The sequence below is a fragment of the Methanobrevibacter boviskoreani JH1 genome, from assembly GCF_000320505.1.
GTDB classification, from domain to species: domain Archaea; phylum Methanobacteriota; class Methanobacteria; order Methanobacteriales; family Methanobacteriaceae; genus Methanarmilla; species Methanarmilla boviskoreani.
Map to the genome: position 1 here is coordinate 80898 of NZ_BAGX02000023.1, position 19925 is coordinate 100822.

At 29.2% G+C, this 19925-nt stretch carries 19 protein-coding genes and 2 tRNA genes; 11 read left to right on the forward strand and 10 right to left on the reverse strand.

Features of this window, described 5'->3' with window-relative positions; genetic code table 11:
* Nucleotides 1–345: 345 nt before the first annotated feature.
* Nucleotides 346–1431, forward strand: a complete 1086-nt coding sequence (locus tag ON24_RS06605; protein WP_040682366.1) for a glycosyltransferase — start codon at nucleotides 346–348, stop codon at nucleotides 1429–1431.
* Between the two features lie 33 nt (nucleotides 1432–1464).
* Complete coding sequence (locus tag ON24_RS06610; RefSeq protein WP_040682367.1) at nucleotides 1465–1911, forward strand: hypothetical protein; 447 nt, start codon at nucleotides 1465–1467, stop codon at nucleotides 1909–1911.
* A gap of 117 nt (nucleotides 1912–2028) precedes the next feature.
* Here ON24_RS06610 and ON24_RS06615 read toward each other — a convergent pair whose 3' ends face one another.
* Both ON24_RS06615 and ON24_RS06620 read right to left on the reverse strand, forming a co-directional pair.
* Nucleotides 2029–3051 (reverse strand): SWIM zinc finger family protein, encoded by a 1023-nt coding sequence (locus ON24_RS06615; protein ID WP_040682368.1) that lies wholly within the window; start codon nucleotides 3049–3051, stop codon nucleotides 2029–2031.
* A gap of 251 nt (nucleotides 3052–3302) precedes the next feature.
* Nucleotides 3303–4586, reverse strand: a complete 1284-nt coding sequence (locus ON24_RS06620; RefSeq protein WP_040682369.1) for an FAD-dependent oxidoreductase — start codon at nucleotides 4584–4586, stop codon at nucleotides 3303–3305.
* Between the two features lie 261 nt (nucleotides 4587–4847).
* Between ON24_RS06620 and ON24_RS06625 the strand changes: the two genes are divergently transcribed.
* Nucleotides 4848–5117: a HypC/HybG/HupF family hydrogenase formation chaperone gene (locus tag ON24_RS06625; RefSeq protein ID WP_040682370.1), complete on the forward strand. Its 270-nt coding sequence runs from the start codon at nucleotides 4848–4850 to the stop codon at nucleotides 5115–5117.
* A 436-nt stretch (nucleotides 5118–5553) separates the two neighbouring features.
* Here ON24_RS06625 and ON24_RS06630 read toward each other — a convergent pair whose 3' ends face one another.
* The 8 genes from ON24_RS06630 to ON24_RS06665 all read right to left on the reverse strand — a co-directional run bounded on the left by ON24_RS06630 (nucleotide 5554) and on the right by ON24_RS06665 (nucleotide 10913).
* Nucleotides 5554–6057 carry a tryptophan-binding regulator TrpY gene (locus tag ON24_RS06630; protein WP_016357864.1) on the reverse strand — a complete coding sequence of 168 codons (504 nt, stop codon included), beginning with the start codon at nucleotides 6055–6057 and terminating at the stop codon, nucleotides 5554–5556.
* Nucleotides 6058–6281: 224 nt separating this feature from the next.
* Nucleotides 6282–6356 (reverse strand) — tRNA-Ile (locus tag ON24_RS06635).
* 34 nt (nucleotides 6357–6390) lie between these two features.
* Nucleotides 6391–6465, reverse strand: a tRNA-Ile gene (locus ON24_RS06640).
* A 131-nt stretch (nucleotides 6466–6596) separates the two neighbouring features.
* Nucleotides 6597–6884 (reverse strand): iron-sulfur cluster assembly protein, encoded by a 288-nt coding sequence (locus ON24_RS06645; protein WP_016357865.1) that lies wholly within the window; start codon nucleotides 6882–6884, stop codon nucleotides 6597–6599.
* Between the two features lie 227 nt (nucleotides 6885–7111).
* Nucleotides 7112–8026, reverse strand: a complete 915-nt coding sequence (locus ON24_RS06650) for a DUF5591 domain-containing protein (protein ID WP_016357866.1) — start codon at nucleotides 8024–8026, stop codon at nucleotides 7112–7114.
* Nucleotides 8027–8175: 149 nt separating this feature from the next.
* Complete coding sequence (locus ON24_RS06655; RefSeq protein ID WP_040682371.1) at nucleotides 8176–8670, reverse strand: TIGR00295 family protein; 495 nt, start codon at nucleotides 8668–8670, stop codon at nucleotides 8176–8178.
* A 454-nt stretch (nucleotides 8671–9124) separates the two neighbouring features.
* The gene (tfe, locus tag ON24_RS06660) at nucleotides 9125–9706 is read right to left on the reverse strand and encodes a transcription factor E (RefSeq protein ID WP_040682372.1); all 582 of its coding nucleotides are present in this window, start codon (nucleotides 9704–9706) and stop codon (nucleotides 9125–9127) included.
* 289 nt (nucleotides 9707–9995) lie between these two features.
* On the reverse strand, nucleotides 9996–10913 hold the full coding sequence (locus ON24_RS06665) for a coenzyme F420-0:L-glutamate ligase (protein WP_040682373.1): 918 nt from the start codon (nucleotides 10911–10913) through the stop codon (nucleotides 9996–9998).
* A 693-nt stretch (nucleotides 10914–11606) separates the two neighbouring features.
* On the opposite strand from ON24_RS06665, the gene ftsZ reads away from it, so the two are divergent.
* The 8 genes from ftsZ (at nucleotide 11607) to alaS (ending at nucleotide 19829) form a co-directional block, all read left to right on the forward strand.
* On the forward strand, nucleotides 11607–12749 hold the full coding sequence (gene ftsZ, locus ON24_RS06670) for a cell division protein FtsZ (protein ID WP_050553581.1): 1143 nt from the start codon (nucleotides 11607–11609) through the stop codon (nucleotides 12747–12749).
* 207 nt (nucleotides 12750–12956) lie between these two features.
* A complete protein-coding gene (locus ON24_RS06675) occupies nucleotides 12957–13136 on the forward strand; it encodes a protein translocase SEC61 complex subunit gamma (RefSeq protein WP_040682375.1) in 180 nt (59 codons plus the stop codon).
* A gap of 278 nt (nucleotides 13137–13414) precedes the next feature.
* Nucleotides 13415–13897 carry a transcription elongation factor Spt5 gene (locus ON24_RS06680; protein ID WP_016357872.1) on the forward strand — a complete coding sequence of 161 codons (483 nt, stop codon included), beginning with the start codon at nucleotides 13415–13417 and terminating at the stop codon, nucleotides 13895–13897.
* A complete protein-coding gene (locus ON24_RS06685) occupies nucleotides 13897–14382 on the forward strand; it encodes a 50S ribosomal protein L11 (protein ID WP_016357873.1) in 486 nt (161 codons plus the stop codon). Before ON24_RS06680 ends, ON24_RS06685 begins: the two co-directional genes overlap by 1 nt.
* A 345-nt stretch (nucleotides 14383–14727) precedes the next feature.
* Nucleotides 14728–15366, forward strand: a complete 639-nt coding sequence (locus tag ON24_RS06690) for a 50S ribosomal protein L1 (protein ID WP_040682376.1) — start codon at nucleotides 14728–14730, stop codon at nucleotides 15364–15366.
* The gene (locus tag ON24_RS06695; RefSeq protein WP_040682377.1) at nucleotides 15366–16373 is read left to right on the forward strand and encodes a 50S ribosomal protein L10; all 1008 of its coding nucleotides are present in this window, start codon (nucleotides 15366–15368) and stop codon (nucleotides 16371–16373) included. The genes ON24_RS06690 and ON24_RS06695 overlap by 1 nt, the downstream gene beginning before the upstream one ends.
* Before the next feature lie 76 nt (nucleotides 16374–16449).
* The gene (gene rpl12p, locus ON24_RS06700) at nucleotides 16450–16755 is read left to right on the forward strand and encodes a 50S ribosomal protein P1 (protein ID WP_040682378.1); all 306 of its coding nucleotides are present in this window, start codon (nucleotides 16450–16452) and stop codon (nucleotides 16753–16755) included.
* A 353-nt stretch (nucleotides 16756–17108) separates the two neighbouring features.
* Complete coding sequence (gene alaS / locus ON24_RS06705; RefSeq protein WP_040682379.1) at nucleotides 17109–19829, forward strand: alanine--tRNA ligase; 2721 nt, start codon at nucleotides 17109–17111, stop codon at nucleotides 19827–19829.
* The last annotated feature ends 96 nt before the right edge of the window (nucleotides 19830–19925 follow it).

A 19925-nucleotide genomic window follows, 5' to 3' on the forward strand; every position in this document is an offset into this window, starting at 1 on the left:
TCTCTTTTTTTTAGTTTAATTTAAAGTCTAATCTTTTTAAATTCATTAATTTTTTTGTAGTTTTTTTACTTTTTATCTGATTATTTTTAAAACTTTTTTATATGGTTTAAAGTCTAATCTTTTTTAAATTCATTAATTTTTTTGTAGTTTTTTTTACTTTTTATCTGATTATTTTTTAAAATTTTTTATAGAATGATTTAATTTATTTTTTAGAAAATACATAACTATTAAAAGTAAATTTTGTAAAAGTATATTTTTTAATAAATCATATCTAATTATTAAAGTGTATTTTAGGAATCTTTTAAAATTAGGATTATACCTTATTAATATTTTTGGTTGATATAAATGAAAGCATTAGTTTTTGTTACTGGTAGAGGTTTAGGTGGAGATGCTGTTATTGGTTTAAATATTATAAAAGCATTGGAATCAAAGGGATGTGATTGTGAGCTTGTACTTGATTCAAATGCTCCAGGAATATTATTTGAAAAGAATGGCTATTCCTGGCATAAAATATCAATTCCACAGGCTGGAGGTCATGCTGCAAACAAACTTACAACATTAAAAGCAGGATTTAAGACGGTTAAAGCCGTATTTCAAAGTAGAAATTTAATTAAAAAAACTAAAGCAGATGTTGTTGTTGGAATTATTGGTGGAGGTGCAGTGGTCGGTTGTTTGGGCGCTAAAATTACTCATACTCCTGCTGTAGGAATATTAAGCACTCCATTAGATACTAAAGTATGTACTAAACTTAATACCTGTATTGTATTTCCAGAGGCACATATGTTTAGACAAAGTCAAATACCTGAGAATGTTTACAGATCCTATTTTCCAGTAGCACCTACTATTCAAAAAGGAGATAAAAATCAGGCTATTTTAAAAATTAAGGGGCATTGTAAGGATGTAAAATCTAAAAATCCAAATGCCGTTGAATTTGATGAAAACAAAAAAACAATTTTATTCTCCTCAGGTTCAACAATCTTTGAGAAAATGGCCCGTGGTGTTTCAGATTATTCTAAATTAACTGACAAATATAATATTGTTTTGGTAGGCCTTCCACTTGAAGATGAATATTATGATTGGTTTGATGAGGAACATATGATTTATTTAGGTTATATTAATTGGATAAATGATTTATATGAATTAATAGATCTTGCAGTTTTAACTGATGATGGTATGATGCTTTCAGAGGCTATGACTTGTCATCTTCCAACTATCGCACTTCTAAGAGTTAAATATGGTCGTTATCATAATATGGCTCAGGTCTTTAGGGGAGCTGTTTTTGAGGCGGATAACGATAATCTGGCCAGTGCTATTGAGGATGTGATGGATAATCTTGAAGATGTAAAGTCAAAAACTTATGAATATGGCTCTAAAATTGCCGGTTCTAGAGATAGAATAAGTGATATTATTATAAAAGAAGCTCGAAAATAGTTTTTTCTCTATATATTTATTTGGGTGTGGAATATGGATAAAAGGATTAAAGTTGGAATTGGAATACTCATTGTAATAATATTATTGGTTTTTGCTAGTGAGGTATTATCTTCATATCAGAGTTTTAACTATGTAAATCATAACTTTGAGGATAATTTTACAATGGATGTTCCAGAGTCTTTTCATTTTTCAAGAATAGTGAATGACAGTAATCTGGTAAGTTATGAGTCTAATAAGGTTATTGTATCTTATTATGATTTAACTAATAAAACAGAAAGGGTATACTGTGATAGTAATACTAAATCATTGGTTAATAACTCTAAAATTAAGAGAGGTAACCTTACAATATATAAAGACGGGGGAATTATAAGCTATTACAATTGTTTTGTATATTCTGATGATAACAATTCCTGTGTAAGGGTTCAATATGTTAATGAGGATGCCTGTTATAGAATGGCTAATTCGGTTAAATTTATTTAAATAATTAGCTATTTTATTCTTTATTCACTAATTATTTTCATTTAACCTTTTTTTTACTTGCACTTAATTTTCTTTATTGGTTTAAGCTTTTCAAACTGTCTTTTAATTTTTTAATGGTTAATTTATTTTATAGTTATATTTAGATAGGAATCTATTGATTTTTTTCTTACCTGCTCCCTCTGATTTTAGAATTTTATATTTAAACTCAATAATGTTCTTAAAATCATCACTATCCCTATTGTCTTTGTATTCCTCAATCTTTCTATCTGCAAAATCGTTTTTCTCTAGAATATAAAAAGGATTATCGAATTTATATATTATAATGGATTCTAAATATTTGTTTAATGGACTGGAAATATTATAATCTAATTTTTTTAAACTCCAGTTAAATATATTGTCCTTTAATTTCTCGTCAATATTGGAATTTACTAATTTATTAAGTATTTTAAATGAGTGACGTCCTATTTCCTTAAAATAAACTTCTGTATTTTCATTGTTGTAATTTTCGACTAAGAAATAAAGTTGCCTATAGATGTTCTTAAATAGTTCGAAAATAAAAGGGTATTTTTCATGTTTTAACAGTTCTTCAATATCCTCCTCTATAAATTCCAGTAGATTAATTTCTAAATTATCTAAAATTTCAATATAGTCTGTTTCAAGAAATTCTCCATTAAAATTAAACATTAAATTGATCTTGTTTTTATAGAAATCCTGATCTTCTTTAGAAAGTTCTCCTTTAAATCTAAATTTGAATTCCCTTCTAAGACTCATGTCATTTTCTAAAATCTCATCTAAAAACTCTTTTAGCTTATCCTCATCAGCGGAATCGATTAATGATTTTATGGTCTCATTTTCACTATTGTCATCTGCAAGAATCAGATTACTGTTTTCTATGGAATATAGGACCGCAGCCATATGTTTACAATATCTGTGATTTGCAGCATAAGGACAATCACAGCTCATACCTTTTATGAAATTCTCAGTAAGTTCTATTGTAACATTATAATAGTCTGTTCCATATACCTCAGCTGTAAGATATGTGTTTTCATAGGAAAGTAATTCCACACGTCCTTCTATATAATATAATCTTCCCCTCTCCAAGACTTTATTTGTAAATAAACCTTCCCATGCCTCTTCCATATCTACACCTCATTTATATTGATCTTCTAAGTAGGTAAATCTTTGATTTTAATATTTATAATTTTTAATAAAATCTAGCTAATTATATTATAAAAATAGTGGTTAAAGTCAGTTTCAATATCTTTAATTAGCTATTAAATAAATCTCTTAATTATCTAAAGAATTTCATTTCTTCTAAAATATATGGAAAATGAATATAATTTAATAGAACATTAAATCATATTCTTTAATTGGCCATAAATTTTAAATGATTAATACATGTATTTCATTATTTTGGAAACTGCATCTGTGGATGGATGAATCTCTAAGAATTCATCAAAGTCTTCCATATCCATACCAAGGGTCATGAGCATAGTCATATATGCAACATCATCTACTGATGATGGGGAAATTGAGAAAACATTTTCAACATTTCTATTTTCTTTGTTAATGTCTATTTTTGTATATCCCGTATCTCCATTTAATATATTCCAGAATGAGTCAGGTCCTGCCAATCCTGGTATTTCAATACTTTCTGTTTCAACCTTATCATTGCTTTTTACAAAACTTACAGGCATATCAAGAGTTATTGATTCGGGGATATATTTGTAATCAACTATTTGTGAGTATCCTGCCATATTTCTTGCAGCTGTTACTCCCTCCATTCTTGCAACTGGTGTAAACTTATATCCTCCAGTAACATCTCCTGCAGCATAAACATGTTCTTTACTTGTTTCCATCATATTGTTGACTTTAATTGAATTATCCGGATTCAATTCAAGAAAGTCTTTAGCTATTTCTGAGTTTGGAACTCTTCCTGTACATATAAAGGTAATTCCCTCAAATTCTCCTTTTGATGTAATTAAGGAATCCTTTTTAATCTCTTCAGCATCTGTATTTTCATAAACATTGATGTTGTTTAATAGATTTTTCATTATATAATCTTTGGCGGATGCATCAACTTCTTTTAGAAATTGGCTTCTTGCAAATACATTGACATTGGATTTGAAACCGGAGAATATATTGGCTATTTCTGTAGCTATTGTTCCTCCTCCAATAATATTTACATTCTCAGGTATCTCTTTTAAATCAAGGAGATTACTGCTTACATATCCATTTTCACTACCTTTAATATCGGGTATGAATGGTCTTCCTCCTGTTGAGATTAAAAGATTTTTATATTGGAAGCTTTCACCATTAACATTAACAGTGTCCCCGTCGATTTTTGCCTCTCCAAAAATGACTTTATTTCCTACCTCTTCGCACTCTTTTTGTTCGATATATCTAAGTTTTCTCTGTGTTTCCCTGATTTTTTCACATAACGCTTCATAATCAACTTCAATATTTCCCTTTAAGAATCCGTGATTAGCATATTTTCTATTATTGTTTAAATGATGAACAACATTGTTTAAAGCACAAATAACCATACATCCCTCATTTAAACAAGTCCCTGCAATATGTTTCTTCTCGATAAGTATGGTATCTTCACCTAACTTACCAAGTTCTATTGATCCTACCCTTCCGGCAGGACCTGCACCAATAACAATATTTTCCATGATAATACCTCATATCTCTATTTTAGAAATTCTTTATCATTTCTTATTTTCGTTTATGTTTTAAAAAACCTTTTTATTTTTTTTGATTTTTATTTAAGGTTTTAATATTGGACTTTTTTATTAATAAAAATTATTAAAGTAATACTTTTTTTGATTTAATTAAATATTTTTATATACTTGTAACTATTAAGTTAATAATGATTGATATATAGGTTTTTTAATTTTTAATAATTTTAAAAATAATTTATAGGAGTGTGTACTATGTGTATTGCAGCACCTGCTAAGGTTGTTGAATTAGATAAAGAGAATAATTTACTTGCAGCTGATTTCGGTGGAGTAAGGCAAACCGCTAGAACAAATCTTCTTCCTGATGTGGAAGTTGGAGATTATGTTTTGATTCATGCAGGTTATGCTATTGAAAAATTAACTGAACAAGCAGCTAAAGAATCTTTGGAAGCATGGGATGAGCTTTTAGATGTTCTTGATGAAGAGGATAAAGAATGGGAAGCAGCTCATTCTCAAGAGGCTTAAATTTAATTTTATCTAATTTAATTTTTCTCTTTTATTGATTTTGTCTTATTTTTTTCTATTTACATTGTATTGATTTTTATATTGGTTTTTTCTAGTTTTTTGATTTCTAAATTCTAATAAACTATTTACTGTTAATGGATTAATGTTTAACTTTAAAATTGGCTTTAAAATATTTATATTTAAATATTAGATTTAAAGTTAAGTAATTTAAGTAAAAATAGTTCATTTGCTCTTTTGAGATTATCTATTTAAACAAATGCATTATAAATTAAACATGGATTTAATAATTAATAATTTATGGATCTTTATTTAATGGTGATTCCGTCTAGAATAAAAGTAGTTATAATTAAATTAAAAATTAGATTTAACATCTCATTTGAGTAGAATTAGTTGATTGTTTTTTTATCGGAATAAAAAAATAATGAAAAGGGTTTATTTAATAAATTGAAACCCTTTTAACATTATCTAGCTTTAAGAATTCATTTATTATGTCTCCAGGTACTGGCTCATCTGTAATGATTGTAAGTACAGGATCCTCTTCAAGATATGTGTCCTCAGCATAAGCTTGTCTTATATTGATATTTTTAGATGCGATTAATGCACTAGTTGATGCAAGGATACCATTACTTTTTTCTCCGGATTCTATTTCAATTACACCAAGGCCTAAACTTTTTGCAATGTTTTTAAGTAATGTACCTGCAGGAACAATATTCTTGAATATGGTACTTAATTCCTTATCATCTAAAATTAAATCAATGGTTGATTTTATTGCCCTTCTGTCTACATTTGATACTTTTGCAAGGGCTGCTTCGTTAATCTTTAAGTCACCACAGTAAATCTTTCCATCATCACTGATTCTTATACCTAGTTCTAACATTTTTTGTACTACTCTGATTCTTGCAGGATACTTTCGAAATTTTTCATTTATTTTTCCCCACATTTTAACTTCACTCCCATTTTTTGTACATTGAAGTATTTGTTTTTGAAGTATATATACTTTTATAATATATAAAATCTCTATCAATTCCAATAAGATTCATGAAAATATTTAAAAAAATATGGCTATTTGTCTATTTTAATTATTGTTTTTTAAAAAATTTTTAAAGTATATATAAAATAGAATTCTTTTAAAAAAAGTAACAACTAATAAAAAAAGTTTTTTAGTAGGCTAGATGGGATTCGGACCCATGACCTCACGGTTATCAGCCGTGCGCGCTAACCAAGCTGTGCCACTAGCCTATATGAAATTAAATATCTATAAAAAGTTTTTTAGTAGGCTAGATGGGATTCGGACCCATGACCTCACGGTTATCAGCCGTGCGCGCTAACCAAGCTGTGCCACTAGCCTATATAAAAAAATATTTTTTAATAATAACACTTCTATTTTCAAGAAATACAAGTTAATATAATTTTTATTTTTATATTATTTAAATGTTATGCTTTACAATAAGAAAAATTTAAAAATTTAAAAATTTAAATTTAATCTCTATTAATCATTTCATTAAGAGTATCTGCCATTGCATGTTCAATGATTTTTACATGAACTTTATCTACGCCCTCTACTCTTCCTGCTAATTCTTTAACTTGTACAGCTACACGGGTAATACTCATACATGCAGGATTAGTTGGTTTAATAACAATGTCTGCTACTCCGTCATTAACGTCAATAGATTGTACAATTCCCATGTCGATTACACTTATTCCCATATGTGGATCTAATACTGGGTAAATTGCATTTCTTATATCACTTACAATATCTTCGGACATATTTATCACCTGTTTTTTCTTTTTTCTTAAAATTTTTTAATACTAATTGTTTATTGTCAAATCGTCATATTTAAAATATACTATTTCCAGGTACTAATTTTATATGATTTTTGACTTTTCATATTTTTATAAAACAATTGTTATTATTATTAAAATTTACTATTTAAATACTTTTTCAATTTTTGGAAAAATGTATAATTGATTTTTCTAATTGAAAAGTTTTAAATTTATTTCTTTCTATGCTTTATGTCTACTGCAACACCATAATTAGATTTTTCCATCTCTTCTCCACTAACTATGGCCTTTCCGGTTCCTAATACTTCATCATTCCTCATGACTACCACCTCATCCCGAGGTATGATGGAATGATCTGCACTTTCAACACCTACTGAGAAAACGGTGTTTGTTTTTAAATCGAAATCAATATTCACAGTTTTAAGATTCAATTCTCCAAGTATTTCCCCACCAGCTAAACTCAAGGTGTATAAACCAACATCCTTATTTAAAAATGCAATCTGTCTGTTGTTATAATAAAGTTTATGATGATATCTTCCCTTAATAATCACATCATCCGGTATAAGGTTTTCTCCACCTTCACCAAATTGATATTTGGCAATAGATCTTAACTCGTGTAATGTTCTCTCACGACGTGGCATCTTTTCATATTTTTTTAATTCCATTCTCATATTATAAATGGAATCGGGATTGGTTGGACGATTATCTACACAGGTATATGTTATATCGAGATCATCCAAATATTCCCTACATGTTTCCTCATAACCACCTGAAACATTTGCAACTGCAGGAGTATCTCCAATATACTCTCTTAAAAGTTTTCCAGCTTCCCTCTTTTCATCTTCACTCCAGGAACCAGTTACACTCACATCATAAGATTGTATTGGAAAGGTATTTTCTAATTCTCTTGGGCATATTCCAAAAGGGGAAGTAACAATTACTTCCTGATAACCTTTAGTTGCTCTTTTAAATTTTTGATGGGATTTTGAATTGGAATATGGTTTTTTCATAGAACAAGGAAGAATTGCAACTACATTACCATATGGTTTCATTAATCTCATCCTTTCTCTCCATCTTACTGCCTCAGGTCTGTATAATGATTCCTCACTTGAACATATAACTTTCATATATTACACAATCCTTATTTCTTTAATTATAATTAGTTAAATAAGTGCTATTAATTAAATCTCATAGTTTATTTTAATAGGCTATTAGAAAATTCTTATCTGATTTTAATAAATTCTCTAAAAGATAATAATTTGTTCTGATTAAAGTCTTATTGATTGAATTGACCAATAAGCTCATAATCTAATTTTAACAGTCTTTCAATAGAATCATCTGGATTATCCATTCTCTTTTTCCATTTCTTAATAACATATTCTATATCTACTCTTTCAGTTCCATGTAATAGATTATCTGCATGAGCCACTATCTTTTCCTCAATAGTCTCTGGAACATAGGATTTTATTGGAAGATTCAATTTTTCTGCCTCTTCTTTAGTAATGCCTACACCAATATGTCTTTCAATAATGTTTACAACTTCATCAGAATAACCATGTTGACGTGCAAGTTCTGCACCAACTACTGCATGTTTAATGCCATGTGTTCTGGATCTTCCAATGTCATGTAATAATGCCCCTGTTTTAATAAGCTCCTTATCTGCATTGGGAAAATTCATAGCTATTTCCTGTGCCCTTTTACAGACAGCAATACAATGGGCAATTACATTTTCTGGACAACCCTCTTCTCTTAAAAGTTCTATCTCTTCCATGTTAATCATTGGATGTCTTTTATATTTTCTAATTTGGGAAAATTAGATTTCAAATTATTTCTAAAATATAAATCTATTTTTAGCTTAGATTTTATTTTAATTTAATAATTAATTATTCTAATTTAAGAAAATTAGATTTCAAATTATTTCTAAAATATAAATATATTTTTAGCTTAGATTTTATTTTAATTTAATAATTAATTATTTTTTTAAGTTTTATCTTATTTATAATTTTTAAGAATAAAAATAAAATCTTAAATTATTGATTTTATGATTTAAATTATATTATTATTCTTTAAAAAAAGATAATATTGATTGTTAAATAATTTATATAATTAAGTAAATCATTGAAAAAATAGTATTAAAACGTAAATATCTGTTTAAAACTTAAAAAAAAGTAGTTTGAATATAATATTATTTGTAAAAATAATATTTAAGAAAATTTAAAAAAATATTATTCACTGACTTCTATTGAATCATAGATTTTTTGATATTTTTTAATATCCTTTTCTAGTTCTTTAATGATGTCAGCATTATCTTCAAATACGACTTCTTCACCACATTCTGGACAAGTAAAACCTACATTACTTGCGTCTTCAAAATCAAATCTGGTGTGTCCTTCAGGGCATGAGAAAAACATATTGTCTTTTTCATTGTCTAAAATGTTTTTAAGGAATTCAATCTCGTCATTGATTTGTTTTTTAATGGTTTTATTAACCTCTTCAGGTTCAAATTTCCAATCGTAGCTATACCATTGTGTTTCAGGATCTTTATGTCTTTTATAGCTTGCAAGTCCAGCATCATAAAGTCTGTAGAGTATTTTTCTAACAATATTTAATCTGATTCCAGTTTTTTCTGCAATCTCTTCGTCAGTTTTTACTCCCTTATTAAGGCATTGAACAATAAGCATGTTGTCTAAATCTTTATCATCATTTTTTTTACTTTTTTTACTTTTAGACTTTTTAGCTTCCTGATGATCTTCAGGGTCGTCAATTATCTTTCTTAATAAGTCTTGTACTAATGGGTCATCTAACATTTGATTTCTCCCTATCTTTATTTAATTCTTTTTTAAATCAGTATTTATTGTTGAAATTGGCTATTTTTATGAAATAATTTGGATTTATTAAATAAAAAAAGAAAAATATAAACAAAAAACACTAATTTTTTTAGAAGATTGGATTATATTATTATAACATATCTATATTGTTTTAATTATTAATATATTTTTTGTTTTTATAAGTATTTTTAGTATAATCATGTTTTTTAAAATTTTTTAAATTTTTATTTTGATCTTTTTTATTATTGGTCTATGTCTATGTGTAATATTATTCTAATCTTTTTCTTATTATTACTGCAGGTGTATGTGTAATCTTGTTTAATGTTTCAACACTTATGCTATCTTCGGCACTATCTGTATTTAGAACTTTTTTCGCACTGTGAATTGTTTCCATACATGTTGAAAGTGATTTTTGATAATCCTCTGCAATATTTGCAATTTTAAGGGCATATTCTACAGATAATTTCTTACTTGATCCGAGTGGTGTTGAGCCCATATTCTTAGATAATTGTCCTTTTGTGTATCCCCATGCACCTTTATCGGATTCAATTCCATCAATTGCCGTTGGAAGTCCTGTGAAGTATTTACCATTTTTCATATAGGTTGCATCGGTGTCTATTATCATCACATTCACGTTTTTTCCAGTTTTATCCAGAACCATTTTAGATAGATCTTCCGCAACTTTTTGAGGGTTTTTTGGAAGTAGTGACACATAAGTTCCCGGCGAATTACTTAAATCAACACCTGCTTCTGAAGCTGGTTTTAGGGCATGTTTCCATCCATATAAATCAAGAATAACCTGTTTATGTCTAGCTGTTTCTGGAGGAAGTCTTCTAAGGTTGTGGATTGTTCTCTGTTTAATATTAAGAAGAGACCCTAAAATATAACCCCATAGATATTTGCTCCAGAAACCAGCAAGAAACTTGGCACCTAAACCTGGAGTATATTCTGCCTCGTCAATTAATCTTCCCTGTGAGACAGAAATTGGTGTTTCTGCAATTACCAAATAATCATCATTTTCAAACAATGGGTAGGCTTTATTAAAGAGTTTGTCAAGGTTTTCGTTAGGTTTTATATAATTTGTCTCGATTGGAATTACATTGTATTTCCCATTTTCAACATATTTATATGGAATGCCTTCTTTTGTTTTAGATTTTTTGTAATCTGGTTGTTTTTCTTCTGTCATTTAAAGGACCTTTGTTTTTTAATAAAATATCTAAAAATAGTAAAATCAACTTATAAATTAATTAATATATTAATTTTATTTGTAAAATATAATATAATTATAATATTATTAAATATATATTTATATTAGATTTGGATTTTAGATTATTTGATGAATATTTGTAAAATTTTCTTATCTAATTAATGTTTTTTTATTAAAATTGTTTATTTATTTTAGATAGATTTATTCATTTTGGTATTTTATTTGTATAATCTCTATTTTAGGAATAAAATATTTGAAGCTTTAAGCTATATTACTTTAAATTCAGATATACTATCTATTCTCTTTTATTTTATAATATTTCTTAAATTCATTTGTTTTGAATTTTTTTTACTCTATCTAATCAACATTATTTCTTTTTATTATTTTTTTAGAAATTTTTATTTGTTTTTCGAATTTCGTTTTTTATCAATATACCAAAATATTTATACATATAAAAGATAAAAAAAATAATTATTTAATATATGATATTAAAATTATTATTTAAGATTAATATTTTGTAATAGTAAAAAGTGGTTTTTTCTATTATGGTGTTTTTTAAAATGATAGAAAGTTAATTTTATTTATTAACAGTTTTAAAGATTGATAATTTTACTATTTCATTTTTTGATTATAATATAAAACTATATTAATTATTTAATGTGGGGTTTATACGTGAAATTTATAGATGACGCAATTAAAGAATCTGAACAAAGGACGGAAAATAAATCTTCTAATAATCATGTTAATTCAGATTTAGATGAGGAATTAATCGATATAATTAACAACAGTAAGGCTAATATCTTTGTGGTTGGTGCTGGTGGTGCTGGAAACAATACCATTTCTAGATTAGAGGAAGTAGGTATTGAAGGTGCAGAAACAATTACAGTAAATACTGATGCACAAGATTTATTCTATAGTCAAGCTGATAGTAAAATCCTTTTAGGTAGAAAAACCTGTGGAGGATTAGGTGCAGGTGGAATGCCTGAAGTTGGAGAAGAATGTGCTGAAGAAAGTGAAGATGAAATTAGGGAAAGACTTAATGGTGCAGATATGGTATTTGTAACCTGTGGTCTTGGTGGAGGAACCGGTACTGGTTCAGCTCCTATTATTGCAAAAATTGCTAAAAAATTAGGTGCTTTAACTGTTTCAGTTGTCACATTACCATTTTCAGCTGAAGGTGTTCAAAGAAGAGAAAATGCTGAAAAAGGACTAGAAAAACTTCAAACAGCATCTGATACTGTTATTGTCATTCCTAATGATAAGCTCTTAGAAGTTGCTCCAAACCTTCCTTTAAACAAAGCTTTCATGGTATCTGATGAAATTTTAGGAAGAGCTGTAAAGGGTATTACAGAACTTATTACTAAACAAGGTTTAGTAAGTCTTGACTTTGCAGATATTAGAAGTATTATGAAAGGCTCCGGAATGGCTATGATTGGTATGGGAGAATCTGATTCTGGAGATAGAGCTTTAGAGTCAGTACATGAAGCTTTAAGCAGTCCATTATTGGATATTGATATCTCTGATGCTAAAGGTGCTTTAATTAACATTTCTGGTAGTGCTGATTTAACATTACAAGAAGCAGAAAAAATTGTACAAATTGTTGCAGATAAGTTAGCTCCAGAAGCAAATATTATTTGGGGTACTCAAATCGATGAAAGCCTACAGAATATGGTAAGAACCACTATTATTGTTTCAGGAATTAAACCTTATGAATTTGGTTCTAAAGAAGATGAAACAATAACTCCAGAACATTCTGATGATTCTGAGGAAGAAGATGATGATCCATTAAGTAGCTACATTGATGAGATATTCTAATCATCATTTTCAATCTTTTTTTTTAAAATATTAATTCAACTTTTAATATTTTCTAAAATAAATAAATTTTAATTAGGTTCATTTTTCTATTCTGATTTTAAATTTTTTAAAAAAAACCAAATATTTATATGTTAATATTTACAAAATTTTTAATACTGATTATTGATTAATTATTTTTCAATGTTTTAATATTCTGTAGGGATATTTATGACAGTTCAAGATTCATTACAAAATTTTAATAAAGAAGCTAAAAGAGTTCTTAGAGTAGCTAGAAAACCGGATGGTGAAGAATATACTAATTTCGCCAAAGTAACTGGTATTGGTATTATTTTAATCGGTTTAATTGGTTTTATTATTGTTTTAATAGGACAACTTATTGGTATTTAAATACCTAAATTTTATTTTTCAATAAAAAACTTTATCTTAACTCTTTTTTATAAAAACTTTTTCAGATTTCAATCCTTATTTATATAGTGTTTGAAACATTTAAATACTACTTAGTAAATATATAATATTATTATATTAATCTACTTTTATAATGATTTTTAATTTTTTTTGATAGTATTCTTATTTACTATGTTTATGAATTATACAAGTTAGATTTTTTATAATAACCTTAATTAATCTATAATTATATAATAAATTTAATTATATAGGTGGATTACATGGAAGATAATGAAAATTCCATTTATGCTCTTAAAACATCAGCAGGTCAAGAAAGAAATGTGGCAAGAATTTTAGCTACTAGATCTCGAGATACTCGAGGTACAGAAACCTTTATTGGTATAGAAACTATTATTGTCCCAGAGTCTTTAAAAGGTTATATTTTGGTTGAAGCTTCAACTAAGATTGATATGAGGAATCCTGCAATGAAAATACCTCATTTAAGGGGTATTGTAGAAGGTAGTTCACAGATTACTTTTGAAGAGGTAAAAAGATTCCTTAAACCAGAACCAATCATTTCCTCTATTAAAGAAGGAAGTGTTGTTGAGCTTATTTCTGGTCCATTTAAAGGTGAAAGGGCTAAGGTAGTACGTATTGATAAATCTCGCGAGGAAGTAGTTTTAGAATTAGTCGAAGCTGCAGTTCCAATTCCTGTTACTGTTGAAGCAGATCAAATTAGAATTATTCAAAAGGAGGTTGACTGATGCCAACAGACACAGTAGAGGTCCTTGTTGAAGGTGGAAGTGCTACCCCAGGACCACCTTTAGGTCCAGCAATTGGTCCTTTAGGTATTAATATGATGCAAGTTGTTGAAGAAATCAATAATAAAACTGCAGATTTCAAAGGTATGAAAGTTCCTGTTAAAGTAATTGTTGACAGTGATACTAAAGAATTTGAAATTGAGATTGGTACTCCTCCAACAACAGCACTTATTATGGATGAACTCAATATTGAGAAAGGATCTCATGAACCTGGTACTGAAGTTGCTGCAGATTTATCTGTTGAACAAGCTTTTAAAATTGCTAGGATGAAATATGATTCATTACTTGCTAACGATTATAAAGCTGCAACTAAAGAGGTTATGGGAACTGCTGTAAGTATGGGAATTACCGTTGATGGTAAAGATCCTAGAGATGCTCAAAAAGCACTTGATGCTGGAGAGTATGATAGTGTCTTTGACGGATACTAGATTTTAGTTTACTTATAATCTTTATTGAGAAAAAATTTATCAGTGTATATGATATTATAATGAGCATTTATGGAATGTAAGTTATGGTGGATATACTGTTATTTTGAAATGTTTAAAAACATTTTATGTAGCTTTGTTCATTGAATAAAGATACATTATTTGAGTACTTAATTGTACTAGTATAATTAATTTTATACGAAATATGCGACTAGTATTACTTAGAATTTAAGTTAATACAGTTAGATGTAGTCGGTATTATTAATATTATTATTTATTATGATTATTTTTATTATCGATTGCTCGTAACCAAAAAAAGCTCATGAACAATGTTCATGGAGGATTTATATGACACAAGAAATGATTGATGCGGTGAAGAAGGCTAAAGAACAATCCAAGCCGAGGAACTTCACTGAGTCTATTGATATGATTATTAATATCAAAGACTTAGATGTCAAAAAGCCAGAAAATAGGTTTGAAGAAGAACTTATTCTCCCTAATGGTCGTGGAAAAGACATTAATATCGGTGTTATTGCTGATGGAGATTTAATTGTTCAAGCTAAAGATGCTGGTGTAGATCTTGTTATCGATAAACCTAGATTAGAAGAACTTGGAAAAGACAGGAAAGAAGCTAAAAAGTTAGCAGACAATGTTGACTTTTTCATAGCTCAAGCTGATATGATGCCACTTGTTGGTAGATTTTTAGGTCCAGTTCTTGGTCCTCGTAAAAAAATGCCAAAACCTGTCCCAGCAAATGCTAAATTAGCTCCACTTTTAGGAAGATTACAAAATACTATTAAAGTGGGAGTTAAACAACATCCTTCTATTCAAATTATAATCGGTACACAAGACATGGCTGACGAGCAAATAGCTGAAAATATGGAAGCTGTTCTTGCAATCTTAGACCGCCACTTAGAGAAAGGAAGAAAACAAATTAAATCCATGTTTATTAAAACAACAATGGGTTCAGTAGTGAGGGTGATCTAATGGCTCACGTTGCTGAATGGAAGAAAGATGAAGTTAAAGAAATTAAAGATTTAATTGATTCTTATGATGTTATTGGAGTAGTAGATTTATTAAACATTCCTGCTAAACAACTTCAAGAAATGAGAAAAAGTTTATCAAATCATGCTCTCATTAGATTATCTAAGAAAAATCTTATTAATTTAGCTTTAGAAGATTGCAATAAAAATAAGGAAAATATTGTAGGTCTTTCTGAACATATGACCGGACAACCTGCATTAATTTTTACCGATATGAACCCTTTTAGATTATACAAAATCTTAGAGGATAATAAAACAGATGCTCCTGCTAAACCTGGTAGTACAGCTGCTAAAGATATTGTTGTACCTAAAGGAGATACTGGTTTTGAACCTGGTCCATTTTTAGGTGAATTACAACAAATTGGAGCAAATGCTAGAATTGATAAAGGTAAAATTGTAGTTGACAAAGATGCGGTTGTTGTTGAAGAAGGAGATACTGTTTCACCTCAAGTTGCTAGTGTTTTAACCAGATTAGGTATTAAACCTATGGAAGTTGGTATTGATTTACACGCAGTTTATGAGGAAGGATCTGTATATCCTGCAGATGTACTTGCAATTGACGAAGAAGAAACCATTGCTAAGGTACAAGATGCATATATGAAAGCATTCAATTTATCTGTCTTCGCTGGTATACCTACTAAAGAAACTATTGCAACTATGATTCAATCTGCTCACAGCAAATCCATTAACCTTGCTGTTGAAGCAGGAATTCTTAACTCCGAAACTTCTGATATAATTATAGGATTAGCAAATGGTAAAATGTTAGCTTTAGCTGGTAAATTATCTGATGATGCATTAGATGATGAATTAGCTGAAAAATTAGCTAATGCTGCAAGTGCTGCTCCTGTAGCTGCAGCTCCTGCTGAAGAAGAGGAAGAAGAGGAAGAAGAAGAAACTGAGGAAGAAGCTGAAGAAGAAGCAGCAGCAGGTTTAGGTGCTCTCTTCGGATAATATTATTATTTAAATTTTTTATTGTTTTAAAATAAACCTAAAAAAAGATTATTTAAGAAAGAATAATGGTGATAACATGGAATATATATATGCGGCAATGATTTTGCATACTACTGATAAAGAAATTAATGAAGAAAACGTAACTAAAATACTCGAAGCAGCTGGCGTAGATGTCGACGAAGCTAGAGTAAAAGCTTTAATCGCAGCATTAGAAGATGTTGATATCGATGAAGCTATTGAAACTTCCGCTATTGCAGCAGCTCCTGTAGCTGCAGCTCCTGCAGCAGCTCCTGCTGAAGAAGAGGAAGAAGAGGAAGAAGAAGAAAGTGAAGAAGAAGCTGAAGAAGAAGCAGCTGCTGGTTTAGGTGCTTTATTCGGTTAAGTAAGTTATCTTACTTTACTTTTATTTTTTCAAAAAAGGGAAATTAGTTTATTTTAACTAATTTCTTATCTTTTTATTGTAATGCTATTTTTCATTGTTTATTTGTTAATTTCTGATTTTTAAGCTTATTTGTTCATTTTAGACTGATTTTTTTTAGAACTTATCAATTATACTGTTTTTTTCCCTGTAATATTTTAAATATTTCTTATTCTATTGATTTGAAAATTAATTTTTAAAAATCAAACATTAAATATTAAAAAAGAGAAATATACACATATTATAAAACTTTACTTTTTATAATTATTAATTTATAAAAGATTTTTTTTAATAATAGATTTTTTTCAGTTGATATAATGGAAATATTTGACAAATTAGGTTATAAAAAATATACATGTAAAAAATGTGGTCATGATTTCTATTCTAAAGTTGAAAGGGATACATGTGGAGATGCTCCATGTGATGAATATGATTTTATTGGAAACCCTGCAACTGATAAACCATATGATTTATATGAAATCCAAAAAACTTTTAAAGAATTTTTAGAAAAGGAAGGTCATACACCTATACCTCGTTATCCAATCTTAGCTAAAAGATGGAGAGATGATGTATTTTTAGTTGGAGCTTCTATTTTCTGCTTCCAACCATGGATTACCTCAGGTATTGTAGAACCTCCTGCTAATCCTTTAGAAATAGCTCAACCTTCTATTAGATTAAATGATGTAGATAATGTTGGAAGAACCGGTAGACATATGACCTGTTTTACAATGGGTTCACATACTGTAATTAATAAACCAGATCATTTCATATATTGGGAAGATAGATGTATTGAGTTATGTCACAACTTTTTTGCAAGTATTGGAATTAATACAGATGAACTTACTTTCATTCCATCATGGTGGGAAGGTGGAGGTAATGAAGGACCTTGTTATGAAGTCATGTGCAGAGGTGTAGAACTTGCTACACTTGTTTTCATGCAATATAAAACCTTAGCTAATGGTGAAAGAGAAGAGATTCCTATCAAGGTAGTGGATACCGGTTATGGTCTTGAACGTATTGCCTGGATTTCACAAGGAACTCCAACTGCATATGATGCATGTTTCGGACCTGTCATTGAAAAACTTAAAGAGATCACTGGTGTTGAACTTAATGAAGAAATATTAGGTGAAAGTGCTAGAATAGCAGGTTTAATGGATATTGAAGACTATGCTGATTTAAGAATGCTTAGACAGAAAGTTGCAGATAAATTAGGAATTAGTATAGAGGAACTTCTCAAATCATCAGAGCCTATGGAGGCAATTTATATTATTGCAGACCATACACGTTGTTTGGCATTTATGCTTGCTGACGGTATCATTCCTTCAAATGTTAAGGAAGGTTATCTTGCAAGACTTATCTTAAGAAGAACAATCAGATATATGAATCAATTGGACATGAGGGAATCTTTATCCGATGTGATGAAAATACAACTTGACTTCCTAAAAGATTTCTATCCTGAAATCAGTAAATCCCAGGAACATATTATGAATATTATAGATCTTGAGGAAGAAAGATATGGTGTAACCATTGAAAAAGGTAAAAAAACAGTTAAAAGAACTATTAAAAACCTTAAAAAACAGGGAAAAACTGAAATGCCTTTGGAAACCTTGATCGGTCTTTATGATGCTCAGGGTATGCCTCCTGAGACTGTTAAAGAACTTGCAGGAGACAATTTTAAAGTGGAAATTCCGGATAATTTCTTTACTATTGTAGCAGATAGACATGAAAAGGAAGAAGTAAAAGTTAAAGATGATTATGAATTTAATTATCATGAAACCGACCTATTGTTCTATAAGGAATTTACTCAAAGGGAGTTTGAAGCTGAGGTTTTAGGCGTTGAGGAAATTAAGGATAAACTTAATGTGGTTTTAAATCAAACTGTCTTCTATCCAGAAGGTGGAGGTCAACCAGCTGATGTTGGTATTTTAACCTGTGACGGTAAGGATTATGAAGTGGATTATGTCCAGAAAATCAATAATGTTGTTTTCCATCAGATTAAAACTACTGGGGATGATGATTTAGACTCACTTAAAAGCGAACTTAAGTCTTTAGTTGGTAAATCCGTTAAAGGCGAAATTGACTGGAATAGAAGAATTTCCCTTGCAAGACATCATACAGCAACCCACCTTGTTGTGGCTGCAGCAAGGAAAGTTTTGGGCGATCATATTTGGCAGGCAGGTGCACAAAAAGGTGTTAAAAGATCCCGTATAGATTTATCACATTATAAACGTATATCTCAGGAAGAACTTGATGAGATTGAGAAACTTGCAAATTCCTATGTTATGGATAATATACTCCTTGAGATTAAATGGCTTACAAGGGATGAGGCTGATAAGAAATATGGCCTTAAATTATATCAGGGTGGTGTAGTACCAGGTAACAATATTCGTGTTGTGAAAGTTCCTGGTGTGGATGTACAAGCTTGTGCAGGTACTCATGTACCTAAAACAGGTGATGTTGGTATGATTAAAATCCATAAAACTGAAAGGGTTCAGGATGGAGTCGAAAGGTTAGAATACTCCGCAGGTCTTGCAGCCGTTGATTCTATTCAGGAAGAAAACGAGATTGTAAGGGAAAGCTCAAACACATTTAAAGTAACTCCAGAACAACTTCCAAAAACCTGTGAAAGATTCTTTACAGAGTGGAAACAGTATAAAAATGAAATCTCAAGACTTAAAGCAGAAATTGCTTCTTTAAAAATTAGTACTTTAGTAAATAATGTTGAGGAAGTAAATGGTCTTAAGGTTCTAAAAGAAATTGTTGATGGGGATATTAAAGATCTTCAAAACATTGCAACAGATTTCACAGACAATGATAAGGCAGATGTTGTAATAATTGGAAACAATGACGGAAAAATAGTCGGTGCTGCATCTGGTAAGGCTATTGATGATGGTGTTAAAATCAATGCCATTATTAAGGAAGCTGCAAGTTTACTTGGTGGTGGAGGTGGAGGTCGTCCAACTCTAGCACAAGGTGCAGGTCCAAATGCAGATAAAATGGAGGATGCTTTAGATAAGGCATATTCATTAATCCAATAGGTTTTAACCTGTTTTTTCTTTTTTTTATTTTTTTAAGTAAGTTTACTTGCCTATTTCTCTTTTTCTATTTTATAATTCCTTAGAAATGTTGATAGG